General features: G+C 63.6%; 15 protein-coding genes. 6 read left to right on the forward strand and 9 right to left on the reverse strand.

What is annotated here, in order from left to right:
• The first annotated feature begins 930 nt into the window (after positions 1 to 930).
• From FNL14_RS18580 to FNL14_RS18590, 3 genes are all read left to right on the forward strand, one after another.
• Positions 931 to 1,329, forward strand: a complete 399-nt coding sequence (locus FNL14_RS18580) for a DUF4259 domain-containing protein (RefSeq protein ID WP_181762703.1) — start codon at positions 931 to 933, stop codon at positions 1,327 to 1,329.
• Positions 1,330 to 1,594: 265 nt separating this feature from the next.
• Positions 1,595 to 2,395, forward strand: a complete 801-nt coding sequence (locus FNL14_RS18585) for a hypothetical protein (protein WP_255470915.1) — start codon at positions 1,595 to 1,597, stop codon at positions 2,393 to 2,395.
• A gap of 120 nt (positions 2,396 to 2,515) precedes the next feature.
• Entirely contained in the window at positions 2,516 to 2,620 is a 105-nt protein-coding gene (locus FNL14_RS18590; protein ID WP_255470916.1) for a DNA/RNA non-specific endonuclease, read from the forward strand.
• Between the two features lie 502 nt (positions 2,621 to 3,122).
• On the opposite strand, the gene nrdF is transcribed toward FNL14_RS18590, so the two are convergent.
• The 7 genes from nrdF to FNL14_RS18625 form a co-directional block, all read right to left on the reverse strand.
• On the reverse strand, positions 3,123 to 4,097 hold the full coding sequence (gene nrdF, locus FNL14_RS18595; protein WP_050054849.1) for a class 1b ribonucleoside-diphosphate reductase subunit beta: 975 nt from the start codon (positions 4,095 to 4,097) through the stop codon (positions 3,123 to 3,125).
• A 97-nt stretch (positions 4,098 to 4,194) separates the two neighbouring features.
• Positions 4,195 to 6,315: a class 1b ribonucleoside-diphosphate reductase subunit alpha gene (gene nrdE, locus FNL14_RS18600; protein WP_142063052.1), complete on the reverse strand. Its 2,121-nt coding sequence runs from the start codon at positions 6,313 to 6,315 to the stop codon at positions 4,195 to 4,197.
• Between the two features lie 20 nt (positions 6,316 to 6,335).
• Positions 6,336 to 6,848 carry a class Ib ribonucleoside-diphosphate reductase assembly flavoprotein NrdI gene (nrdI, locus tag FNL14_RS18605; protein WP_255470917.1) on the reverse strand — a complete coding sequence of 171 codons (513 nt, stop codon included), beginning with the start codon at positions 6,846 to 6,848 and terminating at the stop codon, positions 6,336 to 6,338.
• A gap of 51 nt (positions 6,849 to 6,899) precedes the next feature.
• Positions 6,900 to 7,145 carry a glutaredoxin-like protein NrdH gene (gene nrdH, locus FNL14_RS18610; protein ID WP_050054847.1) on the reverse strand — a complete coding sequence of 82 codons (246 nt, stop codon included), beginning with the start codon at positions 7,143 to 7,145 and terminating at the stop codon, positions 6,900 to 6,902.
• 400 nt (positions 7,146 to 7,545) lie between these two features.
• Positions 7,546 to 8,958, reverse strand: a complete 1,413-nt coding sequence (locus FNL14_RS18615; protein WP_181762705.1) for a class I SAM-dependent methyltransferase — start codon at positions 8,956 to 8,958, stop codon at positions 7,546 to 7,548.
• Positions 8,955 to 9,680 (reverse strand): DUF1365 domain-containing protein, encoded by a 726-nt coding sequence (locus tag FNL14_RS18620; RefSeq protein WP_142063055.1) that lies wholly within the window; start codon positions 9,678 to 9,680, stop codon positions 8,955 to 8,957. Before FNL14_RS18620 ends, FNL14_RS18615 begins: the two co-directional genes overlap by 4 nt.
• Positions 9,677 to 11,077, reverse strand: coding sequence for an NAD(P)/FAD-dependent oxidoreductase (locus FNL14_RS18625; RefSeq protein WP_142063058.1), 1,401 nt, complete (start codon positions 11,075 to 11,077; stop codon positions 9,677 to 9,679). Before FNL14_RS18625 ends, FNL14_RS18620 begins: the two co-directional genes overlap by 4 nt.
• Positions 11,078 to 11,202: 125 nt before the next feature.
• On the opposite strand from FNL14_RS18625, the gene FNL14_RS18630 reads away from it, so the two are divergent.
• From FNL14_RS18630 to FNL14_RS18640, 3 genes are read left to right on the forward strand one after another with little or no spacing between them, the layout of a single operon-like run.
• Positions 11,203 to 12,120, forward strand: a complete 918-nt coding sequence (locus tag FNL14_RS18630; protein ID WP_091419689.1) for a LysR family transcriptional regulator — start codon at positions 11,203 to 11,205, stop codon at positions 12,118 to 12,120.
• Positions 12,121 to 12,165: 45 nt separating this feature from the next.
• Positions 12,166 to 12,672, forward strand: coding sequence for a DUF2004 domain-containing protein (locus FNL14_RS18635; RefSeq protein WP_091419687.1), 507 nt, complete (start codon positions 12,166 to 12,168; stop codon positions 12,670 to 12,672).
• Positions 12,673 to 12,690: 18 nt separating this feature from the next.
• The gene (locus FNL14_RS18640; RefSeq protein ID WP_142063061.1) at positions 12,691 to 13,401 is read left to right on the forward strand and encodes a DUF4386 family protein; all 711 of its coding nucleotides are present in this window, start codon (positions 12,691 to 12,693) and stop codon (positions 13,399 to 13,401) included.
• Between the two features lie 103 nt (positions 13,402 to 13,504).
• On the opposite strand, the gene metE is transcribed toward FNL14_RS18640, so the two are convergent.
• Both metE and FNL14_RS18650 read right to left on the reverse strand, forming a co-directional pair.
• Entirely contained in the window at positions 13,505 to 15,835 is a 2,331-nt protein-coding gene (gene metE, locus FNL14_RS18645) for a 5-methyltetrahydropteroyltriglutamate--homocysteine S-methyltransferase (RefSeq protein ID WP_142063064.1), read from the reverse strand.
• Between the two features lie 83 nt (positions 15,836 to 15,918).
• A complete protein-coding gene (locus FNL14_RS18650; protein WP_142063067.1) occupies positions 15,919 to 16,884 on the reverse strand; it encodes a methylenetetrahydrofolate reductase in 966 nt (321 codons plus the stop codon).
• Between the last annotated feature and the right edge of the window lie 65 nt (positions 16,885 to 16,949).

Below are 16,949 nucleotides of genomic sequence, written 5' to 3' on the forward strand. Positions count from 1 at the left end.
TCCCCGGCCATGGATCCTCCACCGCCGATAAAGACGATCTACCGGCGAGCGGGCAACGCCCAGTAAGCTGGCTGTGGCCTTGTCCGCGATACCCTTCTCAAACCACGCTACAGCTGCCTCGCGCTGCTCCTCGGACAATGAACTAGATGGACGCATAAAACTGCTCCCCGGAAGTCGGAACTGAATTTATCAGTCCAACTTTCGGGGAGCAGTTCACAGGTGCATGCGTCCATCGACACATAGTCCGCGGTCGTAAGAGTTATATAGGCGGCCCATTCAGCCGGGTGATCCGGGTCGTCCTTGCCCAGGCTTTGGCCATCGAGAGCAAACCAGCCGTCTGGGACGGTGATCTCGAACGGCTCCTTGTGGCGGGCGACGGGGACGAGGTATGTGCCGGCACTGATGGCGCCGCTCTCCGGCAGCGGTGGGACCGTAAGAGTGTCGCCGCCGTCCGGCAGCGGTGAGACGGTGCGAGCCTCCGTCGTCGGAGAACTGGGGGACGGGAGGGAGACATCGTCGGACTCATACTGGCACCCGCCGAGAAGTCCAATCAGTGCGATAGCCATCAGGGGCAAGAGATGGCGTGACCGCTGAACGGCCTTTTCGAGGGGTGTCATGGAGCTCATCGATCCGCCAAGCCGCTACAGGGTACTGTGAGGCCCCGCAGCCGGGTGGCCCCGCGGGCGGCCCGAGATGGGGTGCCGTCGCCTCAAGTCTCCTCCGGCAAAGAACCCGTGACAACGTAAGAGTTGTACCTAGATCACGCCCAGCGCACAATTCGGGCAAGGAAACCGACGATACTGGGCTCCAGCTGCTCGACGACTACAATCGGCCAGGATAGGACCACGGCCTCCGTGTGGGTACGCAAGAATCCCGGCAGTGTCTGCCATATTGGTGCCAGCAAGTTCGGGCAACCGGAAGGGGAATCAAGTGGGCGCATGGGGATATTTGCCGTTTGAGAATGACGACGCGCTGGACTGGCTGAACGAACTCGAAGCCGGAGGTGCCGACGTCATCCGTCGGGCGCTGACCAAAGCGAATGACGGCTACGTCGATGCCCCGGAGGGCAGCATTGCCGTTGCGGCCGCCGACATCACCGCAGCCTGCCAGGGCTACGCATCAGGCGACCTTCCGGAAAACGTTGCCGACTGGGTGGCCGCGCACGGGGCCGAGCTCACCGCCGAGGACGTGGAGCTGGCATTGGAAGCAGTTGGCCGGGTGGCCGGGGAGGAATCCGAACTGGCCGAGCTGTGGGATGACGCCGACGAACCTGAATGGCGCGAATCCCTCGAAGACCTCTCGGAGCGGCTGCGCGCGGCACTACGTTAGCGATTGAGCCAAAGGGGGAGGCCGGTGGTAGGTGCAAAGCCATTGCTACCCTCCCGGTTGCGCGAGCCGGTCAAGGGCTCAGCGGCGGCTGGTATTCCGGTCCATTTTCGTTGCACCTGAGAGCGGGTTCATAGTCTTAGCGTCTGGCACCCTTGTGGCCGTTGACGGCTGGGCGTAACGTGCCCATCACAAAGCTCGCCGTTGGAGGTCCGCCATGTCCGCCAGGTCCGTGCTGCTGCGCCGCGCTGTAGCCTCGGCATGGATCTTGTCGCTTGGACTACTCGGGCCCGTCAGCCTAACAGCGTGCACCTACGAGGCGCCCTCCCCCGAACAGACTACGGAGGGGACCTCCTCCCATGCACCAACTACGGAGGCGCCCTCCGCAGCATCAACTACTGAGGCTGGCACGGTCGCACCGCTGCCCTGCAGCGGCGACATCGGCCCTGGCAGTTGCGACATCGACGCCGGCACGTACCTTGTCACCAGCTTCACGGAGCCTTTCGAGATCACCGTCCCAGGCGGCTGGTCTGGCGGCGGCGAAGGCCTAGGCAAGATGGGCGACCCGGATCACCCGGATGAAGGGGCGGTCTTCGTGGGTTGGTGGCTCGCCGACTACGTGCCGACGGACGCATGCGCTTGGCAGGACGCGCTCGTCAAGCTCGATCCGTCGGCCGAGGCCTTCGTCGAGGCGATGACGGCGCAGTCCGCAACGGCCAGCACCCCTCCCGTCAAGGTCGTGGTGGGCGATTACTCAGGCTTCGAGTTCGACCACTTCGTCGAGGGCGACGTGGACATTACAGCCTGCGACCGCGACAAGTTCTGCATCCACTCAGAATTCTCAAACGAATGCACACGCTGGTACTCGACTCAGAATGAACGCGAAACCTACCGGGTGGTCGACCTGAACGGCCGGCGCGCTGTGATCTGGGTGGCCCAATACCACCCAGCCATCAAACCGGAGGTGACGAGAGAGGCGTGGGTGGCCTTCCACCCACCCATCAACCCGGAGCTGACGACGGAGGCGCGTGCCGTCTTCGATTCCATCGCGTTCAAGTCCGCCAAGTGACCGGCAAATGCGAAGGGACGATCCCGCCCGCGGGCGGAATCGCCCCTTCCCGAGCTAAGGGAAGGGCACCCACTCAAGCATTGCCCCGCGACAGCGGGGCACAACCTGGCCCCTGTCCTGGTGTTCAGCGCACCGTGGGGCGACACCCGGGCGGAGGCCGCCCAGGCGAACGGGGACACCTTCTGCAACACGAACGCTGCCCCGCAGGCGGCCAAGTTCAACTAGAGCATGGAGCTCTGGCTTGGGATGGAGTCCTAGGAGAACGCCGCCGACACCGCCAGACAGATCGTCGTGGTAGCCGTAAAGTCAGTCATCGAAACTCCCAACCTCAGTCAATGCTGTTCCTGGTTGTCTGCCGTTTCCGCTGTTTTTGCCAGTCAATATGTGCGATTAGCCGGATGCTTCGACAATCGCCCGACTGGCACATCGCCCTTGTCCCGACGGGACACCAGTACACCGTTCAGTAACTCGTACCTGTCAATTACGGACAGTAATGGCCGCAGAGCCTCAAGGAACGAGCATCACCTAGTTGGTAGAGCTTCCAGCAACTAGACGGCGCTTGTGTCGACTAGGACGAAAACAGCGTTCAAGTTGGGTGGAGCATGGGTCAACTTGCGCGCATTTCACATAGTTCGTAACCGCCAACGAGACCTTTCTCGCCACTTGCCCAGCCCAGAATCGCCAACTATTCCGCAAACCGCCAACTAACTTCCGATCTCACAGTGACTTAGAAGTCCCAGTCCTCGTCTTCAGTATTAACTGCCTTGCCGATCACGTAGGAAGATCCGGACCCCGAGAAGAAGTCGTGGTTCTCGTCAGCATTCGGGGACAACGCTGACAGGATGGCCGGGTTCACGTCGGTAACGGAGGACGGGAACATCGCCTCGTAGCCAAGGTTCATCAGGGCCTTGTTGGCGTTGTAGTGCAGGAACTTCTTGACGTCCTCGGCCAGGCCGACGCCGTCGTAAAGGTCGTGCGTGTACTGGACTTCGTTTTCGTACAGCTCGAACAGCAGCTCGAAGGTGTAGTCCTTGATTTCCTGCTTGCGTTCCTCGGACAGACCTTCCAGGCCCTTCTGGAACTTGTAGCCGATGTAGTAGCCGTGCACGGCCTCATCGCGGATGATCAGGCGGATCAGGTCTGCGGTGTTCGTGAGCTTGGCGCGTGAGGACCAGTACATGGGCAGGTAGAAGCCCGAGTAGAACAGGAAGCTCTCCAGCAGCGTGGAAGCCACCTTCCGCTTCAGGGGATCGTCGCCCTGGTAGTAGTCCATGACGATCTGGGCCTTCTTCTGAAGGTTCGAGTTCTCCGTGGACCAGCGGAACGCCTCGTCAATCTCCTTGGTGGAGGCCAGCGTGGAGAAAATGGAGGAGTAGCTCTTGGCGTGGACGGACTCCATGAAGGCGATGTTGGTGTACACGGCTTCTTCGTGCGGAGTCAGCGCATCCGGGATCAGGGAGACAGCACCGACGGTGCCCTGGATGGTGTCCAGCAGGGTCAGTCCGGTGAACACGCGCATGGTGAGCTGCTGCTCAGCGGGCGTCAGGGTGTTCCACGACTGGACGTCGTTGGACAGCGGCACCTTCTCCGGCAGCCAGAAGTTGTTGACGAGCCGGTTCCAGACCTCTACGTCCTTATCGTCCTGGATGCGGTTCCAGTTAATGGCCTCGACGTGGCTCAGCAGCTTGACCTTCTCGGTCATGTCATCCCCTAAACGTTGGGTGGGTTTCTCTAAGTTAAAGCGTACGACGGCGGGCGGGCGCCCGCCGTCGTACTTCACGAGTTAGTTGAATCTACAACTACAGCATGCAGCTGACGCAACCCTCAACTTCGGTCCCTTCCAGCGCGAGCTGGCGGAGACGGATGTAGTAGATGGTCTTGATGCCCTTCTTCCAGGCGTAGATCTGGGCCTTGTTGATGTCGCGGGTGGTGGCGGTGTCCTTGAAGAACAGCGTCAGGGACAGGCCCTGGTCCACGTGCTGCGTGGCCGCGGCGTAGGTATCGATGACCTTCTCGTAGCCGATCTCGTACGCGTCCTGGTAGTACTCCAGGTTGTCGTTGGTCAGGTACGGCGCCGGGTAGTAGACGCGGCCGATCTTGCCTTCCTTGCGGATCTCAATCTTGGACGCCACCGGGTGGATCGAGGAGGTGGAGTTGTTGATGTAGGAGATCGAACCGGTGGGCGGGACAGCCTGCAGGTTCTGGTTGTAGATACCGTGCTCCATGACCGAAGCCTTCAGCGCGCGCCAGTCCTCCTGCGTGGGGATGTGCACGTCCTTGAAGAGCTCGCGGACCTTCTCGGTCTGCGGCACCCACTCCTGCTCCGTGTACTTGTCGAAGAACTCACCCGAGGCGTACTTGGACTTTTCGAAGCCGCCGAAGGTCTGGCCGGTCTCGATGGACAGCAGGTTGGAGGCGCGGATGGCGTGGTACACCACCGAGTAGAAGTAGATGTTGGTGAAGTCCAGGCCCTCTTCGGAACCGTAGTGGACCCGCTCGCGGGCCAGGTAGCCGTGCAGGTTCATCTGGCCCAGGCCGATGGCGTGGCTCTGGTCGTTGCCCTTGGCGATGGACGGCACGGAGGTGATGTTGGACATGTCCGAGACAGCCGAGAGCGAGCGGATGGCCGTCTCGATGGTCAGGCCGAAGTCCGGCGAGTCCATGGTCTTGGCGATGTTCAGCGAGCCCAGGTTGCAGGAGATGTCCTTGCCGGTGTCAGCGTAGGACAGGTCATCGTTGTACGTGGTGGGCTGGGAAACCTGGAGGATCTCCGAGCACAGGTTGGACATGATGATCTTGCCGTCGATCGGGTTGGCCCGGTTCACCGTGTCCTCGAACATGATGTACGGGTAGCCGGACTCGAACTGGATCTCAGCGAGGGTCTGGAAGAACTCGCGGGCCTTGATCTTGGTCTTCTTGATCCGGGAGTCGTCCACCATCTCGTAGTACTTCTCGGTGACCGAGACGTCGGAGAACGGCATGCCGTAGACGCGCTCGACGTCGTACGGCGAGAACAGGTACATGTCCTCGTCCTTCTTCGCCAGCTCGAACGTGATGTCCGGGATGACCACACCAAGGGAGAGGGTCTTGATACGGATTTTCTCGTCCGCGTTCTCCCGCTTGGTGTCCAGGAACCGGTAAATGTCCGGGTGGTGCGCGTGCAGGTACACGGCACCGGCACCCTGGCGGGCACCGAGCTGGTTGGCGTAGGAGAAGCTGTCTTCGAGGAGCTTCATCACGGGGATCACGCCGGAGGACTGGTTCTCGATCTGCTTGATCGGGGCGCCGACTTCGCGGATGTTGGTCAGCGCGAATGCCACGCCACCGCCGCGCTTGGACAGCTGCAGTGCGGAGTTGATGGAGCGGCCGATCGACTCCATGTTGTCTTCGATGCGCAGCAGGAAGCAGGACACCAGTTCGCCGCGCTGCTTCTTGCCCGCGTTCAGGAACGTGGGGGTGGCCGGCTGGAAGCGGCCCTCGATGATCTCGTCCACCATCTGCAAGGCGAGCTGTTCATTGCCGCGGGCCAGGTGCAGGGCAACCATGCACACGCGGTCCTCGTAGCGCTCCAGGAAACGCTTGCCGTCAAACGTCTTCAGCGTGTAGGACGTGTAGAACTTGAACGCGCCCAGGAAGGTTTCGAAGCGGAACTTCTTTTTGTAGGCGCGGTTGAACAGGTCACGGATGAAGTTCATCGTGTACTGGTCGAGGGTTTCGCGCTCGTAGTAGTCATTCTTGACCAGGTATTCGAGCTTCTCTTCCAGGTCATGGAAGAACACGGTGTTGTTGTTCACGTGCTGCAGGAAGTACTGGTGGGCGGCCTCGCGGTCCGCCTCGAACTGGATTTCGCCGCTGGGACCATACAGGTTCAGCATCGCGTTCAGCTCGTGATAGCCCAGGCCCTTGTAGGCGGCAGGCATCTCAGGCTTCTGGGCCCTGGTTACTTCTGTGTCTGCGACAGTCGTGTCCAAAACGTGTCCAATCCATTGTTTACACGGGTCACGTCGTCTGGCGTGCCCATTAATTCGAAGCGGTAGAGGTGCGGTACTCCGCACTTGGCGGCGATGATGTCCCCCGCCATGCAGTAGTTGTCCCCGAAGTTTGTGTTGCCGGCCCCGATGACACCGCGGATCAGTTGCCTGTTCTGCGGGTTGTTCAGGAAGCGGATGACCTGCTTTGGGACCGATCCCTCTCCCCCGGTGCCGCCATAGGTTGGCACCACCAGCACATACGGCCGGGTGGCAAGGAGGGGTGCGTCCTTCGGGAGCAGCGGAATCCGGGCCACCTCACGGCCAAGCTTCGAGACGAAGCGGCTGGTGTTCTCGGATGCCGAGGAAAAGTAGATGAGCTGGCTGCCGGTGACAACCGCGGGAGCCGGATCCGCAGCATCCACGCGCTGAGCCGCGTGAAAGTGCTGTGCCTTGTACGATTGCGCTGCTGCTGGCGCTGCCATGGGAGTCACCTCAGCTGGTTGACGTTTGCCGGCAGGAAAAAGTGTGGCCCCTTAGGCCACGGAGGAAACTGCGGAGAGTGCCAGTTCCTCGATCTTGTCCGGACGGAAGCCTGACCAGTGGTCCTGGTCCGTGACCACAACGGGGGCCTGCATGTAACCCAGTGCCTTCAGGCGCTCGAGGGCTTCGGCGTCCTGGGAGATGTCAACGCTCTGGTACGCGATGCCCTTCTTGTCGAGAGCCCGGTAGGTGGCGTTGCACTGAACACAAGCAGGCTTTGTGTAAACCGTTACGGTCATGGTTCCTGTCCCCTTTTCTGGAAAACTTGCTCGTCCGGTGTTCCCGCCCAAGCTGTATGTAGATACTACATCTAGTGCAGACGCCTCTTTGGAACCCCAAGATGATGTATTACAAGTATGTCATTTAATGCACTTTTAATCCACAGGCAGAGGCCTTCAAAATGTCCGGAATCCCGCTGTTTTTGCGCACGGAATCCACATCCTGTGGAGTACTTAGCCACAATTAACGCCCAGCGTGTCGTGGAAAAGACGGCGTGTCGCACCTTCCGCGGGGAGTACCGGCAGCGTGCGGATGGCACCAAAAAGGGGCTCCGAAGTGACCTTCGGAACCCCTTCTGGTGATCAAACGCACGACGCCGGCCGGCGGCCAAGTGCGGGACGCTGCCGTGGGCATGGGCTGCTAGAGCTGGACCTCCCGGCGGTCCAGCACAACCTGCTGCACATCAAGGTAGCCGGACTGGAAGCCTGCCCGGGAGTAGCACAGGTAGAACAGCCACATCCGCTGGAACACCGCATCGAAGCCGAGCTCCGCCACCTCGCGGGACCTCTCCAGGAAGCGCTCCTCCCACAACCGCAGGGTGGCTGCGTAGTGGTCCCCCATGCCCATCCGCTCCCGCACGCGCAGGGTGGTGTGCTGCTGGGTCACGCCCTCGATGGCCCGGACGGACGGCAGGAAGCCGCCGGGGAAGATGTACTTGTGGACCCAGGTGTAGGCGTTCCGGGTGGCCAGCATCCGGCCGTGCGGCATGGTGATCGCCTGGATGGCCACCTTTCCGCCCGGCGCCAGGACCCGGTCGATGGTCTGGAAGTAGATCGGCCAGTATTCGTAGCCCACGGCCTCGATCATCTCCACGGACACCACGGCGTCGTACTCGCCTTCCACCGCGCGGTAGTCCTGCAGGGCCACCGTCACGCGGTCCTCGTAACCGGCTGCCGCGATCCGCTCCTGTGCGAGCGCCTGCTGCTCGCTGGAGAGGGTGACGCTGTAGACAGTTGCGCCGCGCGCTGCTGCCCGCAGTGCCAGTTCGCCCCAGCCGGTGCCGATTTCCAGCAGCCGGGTGCCTTCACCCACGCCGGCTTTATCCAGCAGCCTGTCGATTTTTGCCCGTTGTGCTTCCGCCAGGGCGTCCCACCCCACCGAGCTCAAGGGTCCGGCGTCAGCCGGGAACAGGGCTGAGGAGTAGCTCATGGTGGCGTCGAGGAAGTTGGAGAACAGGTCATTGGAGAGGTCGTAGTGCCGGGAGATGTTGCTCCGTGTGTTCTGTTCGGCGTTACGCTCCTGCCGCGGGGTACGCGGCAGGTACAGGGTTCGGAGTTTCTGCAGCGGGGCAGGAATCAGCCTGTCCACCGATGCGGCGAACACCTCGAGGACGCCGGCCAGATCGCTGGCTTCCCAGTCGCCGGCCATAAAGGACTCCCCCAGCCCGATCAGGCCGTTGTCCCCAATCCGGGCTTCAAATGCCTCCGGCCGCACCATCACCATCACCGGCGCGTCCGGGCCGCCCGTCCCCAGGACAGCACCATCCGGATACTCCACCCGCAGGGGCAGGCGCTTCACTGCCCCCTTGAAAAGGAGCCCGGCGGCCTTCCCGGCGATGGCTGCCTTGGCTCCCCACGGCGGTTGTGCCACTCCCGGCCACCGGTCCGCGTCGATGGAAGCGGGCGACGGCGGCACTCCCGTTGGGTTCCATGTTCCGGCCAGTTGCGCGGCGCCCTGGTCAGGCGCCGGCTTCACGGCGTTGCGTTCAGCCTGCTGCGTGGCTTTTTCCCGGAGAGGAGCTGCAGCCGTTTCGTTGTCGTCCGTCATTGTCATTGAACTGCCTCCTGTGAGGGGTGGTGTGGTCTGGCGACGACGGGCAGGCGTCTTGCCCAGAGTGTAATGCCCTGTACCCGGATGAGGGCGGAAACCAACAGCGGCGCGGCTGGGACCGTCAACGCGGCCGCCAGGATGTTCCGCACGGTGGCGGGCCGTCGTTTGCCGTCCACGCTGGCCACGAAGGGCCGGTGGCCTTCTCGTACCAGAACGATGGACACGGCCAGCCGCTCCCCCGGCGCGGGCAGCTTCATCCGGTACTGCCCGTCCACCTCATTGAACGGTGAAACGTAGAACGCCTTCGGCACCGAGGCACGCCCGGAGATGTCTGTCCTGAGCAGGTAGCAATGCCGCTCACCGTACGTGTTGTGGACTTCGGCGACCACGCACTCAAGCTCTCCGTTGGAGCGGTAGCACCAGAAGAGCGTCAGCGGGTTGAAAACATAGCCGAAGACCCTGGCGCTGGTCAGCATGTGGATAGGGCCGCCGTCGGGCTCTATCCCCTGTGTACGCAGGTACCGCTCCACGTTGCTGCGGATGGTGGCGTCCGGATCGCCCAGATGGTCGCCGGACCGGAACACGGCCAAAGGCCGCATCAGCAGCGGAAGCCGCGGAAGGTTGTCAACGTCCACGAACCAGCTGTAGCTGCGGTAGGTGAACGAGTTCTTCAAGGGGGTGTGCCGCACGTGGGAGATCGAGGTGCGGTAGATCGCTGCGCTCATGCGGGTTCCGCTGCGGGAAGAAGCTCCCGCTCCCCGCCGTCCAGGGATTCAAACGGATCAGCAGGCAGGGCAATAGGCCAGGAGCGTCCCAGCGATTCAGCGGCCCGGACGCCGGACAATGCGCCATCCTCGTGGAAACCCCAGCCGAGGTAGGCGCCGGCATAGGCAATGCGGTTGTCGCTGAGTGCCGCGATTGTCTGCTGTGCCTGCACCGATTCCGGAGTGTACTGCGGGTGCTCGTAGACCATCCGCTCCAGGACGGCGTCATCGGCGATGAGTTCGGACTCCCCCAGGCTCACCAGGTACCGCTTGCCGTCCACTGGAGTCAGCCGCTGCAGGCGGGTCAGGTCGTAGCTGACCAGGACCTTGTCCGGCCGGGCTTCGCAGGACGGAAGCCGGTAATTCCAGGATGCCCTGGCGTTGCCGGCGGACGGCAGGACAGCAGGGTCCCGGTGGAACACCGTGTGGTTCACCGAATACGGCATCCCGCCCAGCGCTTCCTTCTCATCCGGGGTGGCGTCGGCCAGGAACCCGAGCGCCTGCGCCGGGTGGGTTGCGATGACAACGGCCTCGAAATCCTCGACGCCGGCTCCCGTCACCACTTCGATGCCCAGCGCGTGCCGCCGGACGGCGGACACGGGCGAGTTGAGCCGGATATCCGGCAGGGTGGCCGCCAGCTTCTCCACATACCGCGCCGAGCCGCCCGTCACCGTGCGCCACTGGGGTGAACCCTTGACGCCCAGCAGCCCATGGTGCCCAAGGAACGTGAAGAGATAGCGGGCCGGATAGGCCAAAGCGGTGGTGGGGTCGCAGGACCAGACAGCGCTGACCACCGGGGTCATAAAGTGGGAAACGAAGTAGGGGCTGAAATTTTCACGCTCAAGGAACTGCCCCAGGGTCAGTTCGGGAACTGCCTCATCCGGGCTGACCGAGGCGACCGGGGCCGTGTTCAGCAGCGCCCTGGCCTTGCGGTAAAAGCGGGTGACCTCCAGCAGCATCAGCAGGTAGCGGCCCCGCAGCAGGCTGGACGGGCGGGCGATGATGCCCCGGGCACCGCCACGGGCACCGGCGTATTCCAGCCCGCAGCCGTCGCAACGGATTGACATGCTCATTTCGGAGTCCTGGGTTTCCACCCCCAGCTCGGCAAACAGGCGCAACAGCGTGGGGTACGTCCGCTCATTGTGGACGATGAACCCGGTGTCAACACCGAGAACCGAGCCGTCCGGTTGCGGCATGTCGTGGGTGTGGGCGTGCCCGCCCAGCCGCGAATCCGCCTCGAACAGGGTCACGTCGTCCTCGCGGTTGAGGACGTAGGCGGCCATGAGGCCGGCGACGCCGCTGCCGATGACGGCCACCCGCCGTCGTCCGCCTCCGCTTGCTGCTGGGTCAGGTGACAATTGATGCTCCTCTGCTGAACATTTGCCAGTGATGGGTATACAGAGGGAAATTCGCAGCGCCCGGGCCGCCGGATGGGTGCGGGCTTCAGCTTCTTCGGCAGGAGGCGGCAGAGTACTGTGGGCTGGTGGTAAATCCGGTACACCTGAAGACCCTCCTGGAGGTCACGCGGCTGGGCTCGTTCGCGGCCGCCGCGGCAACGCTTGGCTACACCGCCTCCGCCGTTTCACAGCAGATGTCGGCGCTGGAACGGGACACGGGCGTGGTCCTCTTCCAGCGCTCGGCGCGCAGCGTGGTGCCCACGGAAGCCGCCGTCGTGATGACCCGGCACGCCGCGAAGGTGCTCACGGACATCGAGGCACTCATGGCAGCCGCCTCCAAAACCCAGGATTCGGCGCACCAGGAACTGCGCCTCGGAATCTTCCCCAGCCTGGCCACCTTCGTCCTGCCTCGGATCCTGAAGAATCCAACGTGGAAGAACCTGGGCATCGACCTGAAAGTCTCAGTCGCTGAGCCCGGCCAGACCATCCAGGGGCTGCGCACCGGAGGCGACCTGGACCTGGCAGTGGTTTTCCAGGTGGGCCAGACCGGCTTCGCCTGGCCCAACACGATCAACAGGCAATGGATCGGCGACGACGACTTCCGGGTGGTGCTGCCTGCCGGCTGGGGCTTCCGCGCCGATGCGAAAGTGGCCGCCGACCACCTGTCCGAGATGCCCTGGATCATGCACCACCCCGGCACAGCCGACGCCATGGTGATCGAACGGCTCTTCGCCGGCTGTAACCTGCACCCCCGGGTTGTGGCCCACAGCGATGACTTCCACGCGAGCCTGGAGATGGCTGCTGCCGGGCTGGGCGCGGCGCTGGTCCCCGAGCTCGCGCTGCGCAACAAACCTGCCGGCGTGGTGGTGCTGGACGTCCCGGAGATCCGGCTGGCCCGCAACGTTTTCGCGCTGCTGATCAACGACAGGAAAACCGCCAGGGTACAGCTGTTTGTCGACTTACTGGCCGAGACCTTTGCCGGGATGCCCAAGGCGGTGAATTAGGCCCGAACGCTGGAATGCACCGCTGTTCGGGTCTATGTTGAAACTATGAACAAGGTAGCGAGCCAGCACTTTGGCGAGATCGAGCTCAATCACGGCAGCGATCACAACATCGCTGCCAAACATGAGCTGCGGGGCCATCCGCTGGAGATCGACCTGAACATCACCGCCCACGACCACTTCGACGAGGCGGCACTGCGCAAGGTGGATTACCGCCTCCGGTTCTTGCCCGAACTGGTGGACGAGGTGCGGGACATGATCGCGGAGGAGCTGGACCAGGAAGGCACCAGCCCGCAGGAATACCTCCATTTCCACTGCAACGCGCTCAAGGATGAGCACCTGCACAAGGTTTTTGGTGTCCAGGAACGGAGCCAGCTCACCAAGGAAGTGTTCCTCAAAGCACTGAAGCTCGGCCACGTGGGCATCTACCCCGGCCAACCCGAACGCTACTTTGTGATGGACTTCACCCTGGGCGAGCACTTCACCGATGAAGTCCTGGTGGCCTCGGCGGACGAGGACGGCGTCGTGGATGACGAGATCGTCTGGGAGTCCTAAAACCCGGGATGGTGGTCCATGGGCGAAACCAAAGCCGGCGTCTGGCGCCTTGCCGGGTCCCTGCTCCTTGCGGGTGTGCTGGTGTCGATCCTGGCCGGGCTGCTGCACGCCGAGTCACACGACGCGAACGACCATCCCGCCTCGTTCACTGCCTATGCCAACAGTGATGCCTGGACTGCGGTCCATCTGGGGCAGTTTTTTGGCATGGCACTGGTCTGCGCCGGACTCGTAAGTCTCTGGTCCGCCCTGGACGTGCGGCGTGGTGGGCGGGCGTGGTCTGCCGGCATCGGGGCTCTTGCTGCTGCCCTCGCGCTGTCACTTTACGGCGGGCTGCAGGCAGTTGACGGCGTTGCCCTTAAACAGGCGGTGGATTCGTGGGCTGCCGCTGCGGAGCCCGACAAGGCGGCACGTTTCGCCACAGCCGAGGGGATCCGCTGGCTTGAATGGGGAATGCGCAGCTACCAGAGCTTCCTCCTGGGCATCGCACTGATTCTCCTGGGCGCCGCCGTGGCCATGGTTCAGCGGGTCTCCCGGGTCATAGGCTGGCTGATGGCGCTGTCCGGGCTGGCATATCTGGCGCAGGGCTGGATCATCGGTGAAATGGGTTTCGCCGCCGCCAATTCGCTGCCCACCCTGATCGGTATCATCGCCACCGTGATCTGGACGATCTGGCTTGCGGTCAGTGCCTGGAGGATGAAGGAGACGAGGCCGGCCGGTCACCTGGGGTGACCGGCCGACGACGTCGGTGCTTTAGCAGACGCTCAACCACCGTTCTTGGTTTCGCCAGGCTCAACCACCGGTGGTTGAGCCTGTCGAAACCCTTGCTGTTGTTTTACTTCGCCGCTTCCAGCAGTCCGGCGCGGACCGTCTTGGTGGCCTCGACCAGGTTCCGCAGGGATTCCTCGGTCTCAACGTAGCCGCGGGTCTTCAGGCCGCAGTCCGGGTTGACCCAGAGCTGGCGGGACGGAACGTGCTTCACGGCGGTGCTGAGCAGCTCAGTCACTTCCTCGGTGCCCGGAACGCGCGGCGAGTGGATGTCGTAGACACCAGGACCAACGCCGCGGCCGAAGCCGTGGGACTCAAGGTCGTGCACAACCTCCATGCGGGACCGGGCGGCCTCAATGGAGGTCACATCCGCGTCCAGCCCGTCGATCGCGTCGATGATCACGCCGAACTCGGAGTAGCAGAGGTGGGTGTGGATCTGGGTGGCGTCGGCCGCGCCGGCGGTAGCCAGGCGGAAGGAATCCACGGACCACTTCAGGTACTCGGCGTGGTCTGCCTTGCGCAGCGGAAGGAGCTCGCGCAGGGCAGGCTCGTCCACCTGGATGACCTTGATGCCGGCGGCTTCGAGGTCGGCGATCTCGTCGCGCAGGGCCAGGCCGACCTGGTTGGCCGTCTCGCCCAGCGGCTGGTCGTCGCGGACGAAGGACCACGCCAGGATGGTGACCGGACCGGTGAGCATGCCCTTCATCGGCTTGCTGGTCAGGGACTGCGCGTACTCGGCCCACTTCACCGTGATGGGGGCGCTTCGGGTCACGTCGCCCCACAGGATGGACGGACGGGTGCAGCGCGAACCGTAAGACTGGACCCAGCCGTGGACGGTGACGTCGAAGCCTTCGAGGTTCTCGGCGAAGTACTGCACCATGTCGTTGCGCTCGGGCTCGCCGTGCACCAGGACGTCGTAGCCCAGCTCTTCCTGCAGGTCCACAACGCGCTTGATCTCGTCCTTCATGAGCTTCTCGTACTGCTCATCAGTGAGATCGCCCTTGTTGTTGCGGGCGCGGGCCGAACGGATCTCCGATGTCTGCGGGAAGGAGCCGATGGTGGTGGTGGGCAGCGGCGGCAGGTGCAGCGACTCTTCCTGGGCGGCTTCGCGGACTGAGTACTCGGAGCGGTTGAAGTCCGCGGCGGTCAGTGCCTGGGTGCGTGCCCGGACGTCTGAACGTCGGACGCCTTCGGCGGTGGCGCGGGAAGCGATCACTGCCGATGCATCGTCGATGGCTGCTTTGGCGGAGGCGGGGTTGGACAGGTAAGCGGCGAGGGTCTTGACCTCCACGGCCTTCTGGTCGGAGAACGCGAGCCAGCTGCGGAGCTGCTCGGACAGTTGGGTTTCCTCCGCGACGTCGTGCGGGACGTGCTGGGTGGAGGTGGACGTGGAGACGGCGAGCGTGCCGGAGGCTTCCTTCAGTGCGTCCAGCTTCGCAGCGGAGGCTGCGAGGTCGTTGCGCCAGATGTTGTGGCCGTCCACGACGCCGGCAACCAGGGTTTTGTTGCCCAGGCCCGCCAGGGCGGCGGCGGAGGGAACGGCGCCCTTGAAGACGTCGATGTGAAGGGCCTCGATGTTGGTGGCTGCGAGGGTGGCGAGCTGGCCGTCGAGCGAGCCGTACGGGGTGGACACGAGGATCTGCGGGCGGTTGGCTGCTGCGGTCAGGACGTCGTAGGCGCGGGCCACGGCTGCTTCGATGTCACCGGCCGGGGTGTCCTGGTCGACCACCAGGGCGGGTTCGTCCAGCTGGACCCAGCCGGCCCCGGCTGCTGCCAGCTTCTCGAGCAGCTGCACGTAGACGGGCAGGATGTCCCCGAGGCGGGACAGCGGGTTGAAGCCGGCCGGGGCGTCGTCGGAGGCCTTGGAGAGCAGCAGGTAGGTGACCGGGCCAACGAGGTACGGGCGGGTTTCGATGCCGTTGGCCAGGGCGAAGGCAAACTCGTCAACCTTGGCGGTGGAGGCGAGGGTGAACTCGGTTTCCGGACCGATTTCCGGCACCAGGTAGTGGTAGTTGGTGTCGAACCACTTGGTCATTTCCAGCGGCTGCTGTTCCTTGCTGCCGCGGGCCAGCGTGAAGTAGCCGTCGATGTCCAGCTGTCCCTCAGCGTTGAGGAGGTTGCCGAAACGGGCCGGCACGGCGCCGAGGTGCGCGGTGGTGTCCAGGACCTGGTCGTAGTAGGAGAAGGTGCCGGGCACGGCGGCGGCTTCGGTCAGGCCAAGTTCCTGCAAGCGCGTGGCGATGGTCAGCTGGATGTCCTTGGCGGCGGCGTCCAGGGCGGCAGCGTCGATCTTGCCGGCCCAGTAGGTCTCGACGGCCTTCTTGAGCTCGCGGCGGCGGCCGATACGGGGGTAACCAAGGAGTGAGGCGGACGGGAAGGGCGTGTTGTTTTCAGGCATGACAAATCCTCAGGTAGGAGCTGGGTTTGAAACTTTGGGCTTTCTAGCCAGGGTCTAAAGCGCGGGGTGCTTCGCGGAAGTCGTCAGCTGGCGAGCTGGCGCCGGGCGAGTGCGTCCCGTCGGATCCCGGAACGGGAATGCCGGGGAAGTGCCAGTTTGTCCAGCACTTCCAGTGCGCTTTGGTGTTCATTGAAGGTGTAAAGGTGGATGCCGGGCGCGCCAGCATCCAGGGCGGCGTTCGCCAGGTCCACGGTGGCATCGACGCCAATGTGGAGGCGTTCGATGTCGTTGTCCGCGGCGGCCAGGCGTTCCATCAGTTCCGCTGCGGGCTCCACCCCCGCCAGCTCACCCAGCCGTTTGAGGCGGCGGAGGCTGGTCAGCGGCATCACGCCGGGAATGATGGGGATGGTGACCCCGGCACGGCGTGCCCGGGTGAGGAGGTCGGCGTACTGCTCCGCATGGAAGAAGACCTGGGTGATGGCGAAGTCCGCGCCGGAACGCTGCTTGGCCAGCAGCACCTCGACGTCGTGCTCCTCACTCGGTGATTCCGGGTGCCTGGTGGGATACGCCGCCACGCCAACCGCAATCTTCCCGGCGCACAGCAGTGCCGAACGGCGCTGCTCTACGCGGCGGATGAGTTCGATCAGGTCCTGGGCGTACCGCAGGGCTCCGTCGACAGGTTCGCCGCCGTCCTTGGGAAGATCGCCGCGCAACGCCAGGATGCCGCGCACCCCGGTGTCCAGCAGTTCGCCGATGATGCCCGCCAGTTCCTGCGGCGTGTTGCCAACGCAGGTCAGGTGGGCCAGCGGCCGGAGGGTGGTTTCGAGCAGGAGCCGGTTGATAAGTTCGACGGCGGTGTCCCGGTTGGAGCCACTGGCACCATAGGTGACGGACACGTAGTCAGGCTCGGTGGTTTCCAGTTCCCGAATGGTGGTCCAGAGCGTTTCCGCGGCTGCCGGCGAACGGGGCGGGAACAGCTCGTAGGAAAGCGCCACGGGGGCGGCTTCGGAGAGATTCGGGTGTGTGTCGATAAGGCTTGGTGGCGACATTTGCATCCTTGGCTTTGGGCCATTGGAGGTTCCCTGTCAGAAACTGGACGGGGACCGGCAATGAA

This window comes from Pseudarthrobacter sp. B4EP4b, assembly GCF_006680095.1.
Classification (GTDB): domain Bacteria; phylum Actinomycetota; class Actinomycetes; order Actinomycetales; family Micrococcaceae; genus Arthrobacter.

Bases quoted from the DNA above. Each gene is read 5' to 3' on its own strand.
- nrdF (WP_050054849.1), bottom strand. From the start codon at position 4,097: ATGACCGAGAAGGTCAAGCTGCTGAGCCACGTCGAGGCCATTAACTGG.
- nrdE (WP_142063052.1), bottom strand. From the start codon at position 6,315: ATGCCTGCCGCCTACAAGGGCCTGGGCTATCACGAGCTGAACGCGATG.
- nrdI (WP_255470917.1), bottom strand. From the start codon at position 6,848: ATGGCAGCGCCAGCAGCAGCGCAATCGTACAAGGCACAGCACTTTCAC.
- nrdH (WP_050054847.1), bottom strand. From the start codon at position 7,145: ATGACCGTAACGGTTTACACAAAGCCTGCTTGTGTTCAGTGCAACGCC.
- FNL14_RS18615 (WP_181762705.1), bottom strand. From the start codon at position 8,958: ATGACAATGACGGACGACAACGAAACGGCTGCAGCTCCTCTCCGGGAA.
- FNL14_RS18620 (WP_142063055.1), bottom strand. From the start codon at position 9,680: ATGAGCGCAGCGATCTACCGCACCTCGATCTCCCACGTGCGGCACACC.
- FNL14_RS18635 (WP_091419687.1), top strand. From the start codon at position 12,166: ATGAACAAGGTAGCGAGCCAGCACTTTGGCGAGATCGAGCTCAATCAC.
- FNL14_RS18640 (WP_142063061.1), top strand. From the start codon at position 12,691: ATGGGCGAAACCAAAGCCGGCGTCTGGCGCCTTGCCGGGTCCCTGCTC.
- metE (WP_142063064.1), bottom strand. From the start codon at position 15,835: ATGCCTGAAAACAACACGCCCTTCCCGTCCGCCTCACTCCTTGGTTAC.
- FNL14_RS18650 (WP_142063067.1), bottom strand. From the start codon at position 16,884: ATGTCGCCACCAAGCCTTATCGACACACACCCGAATCTCTCCGAAGCC.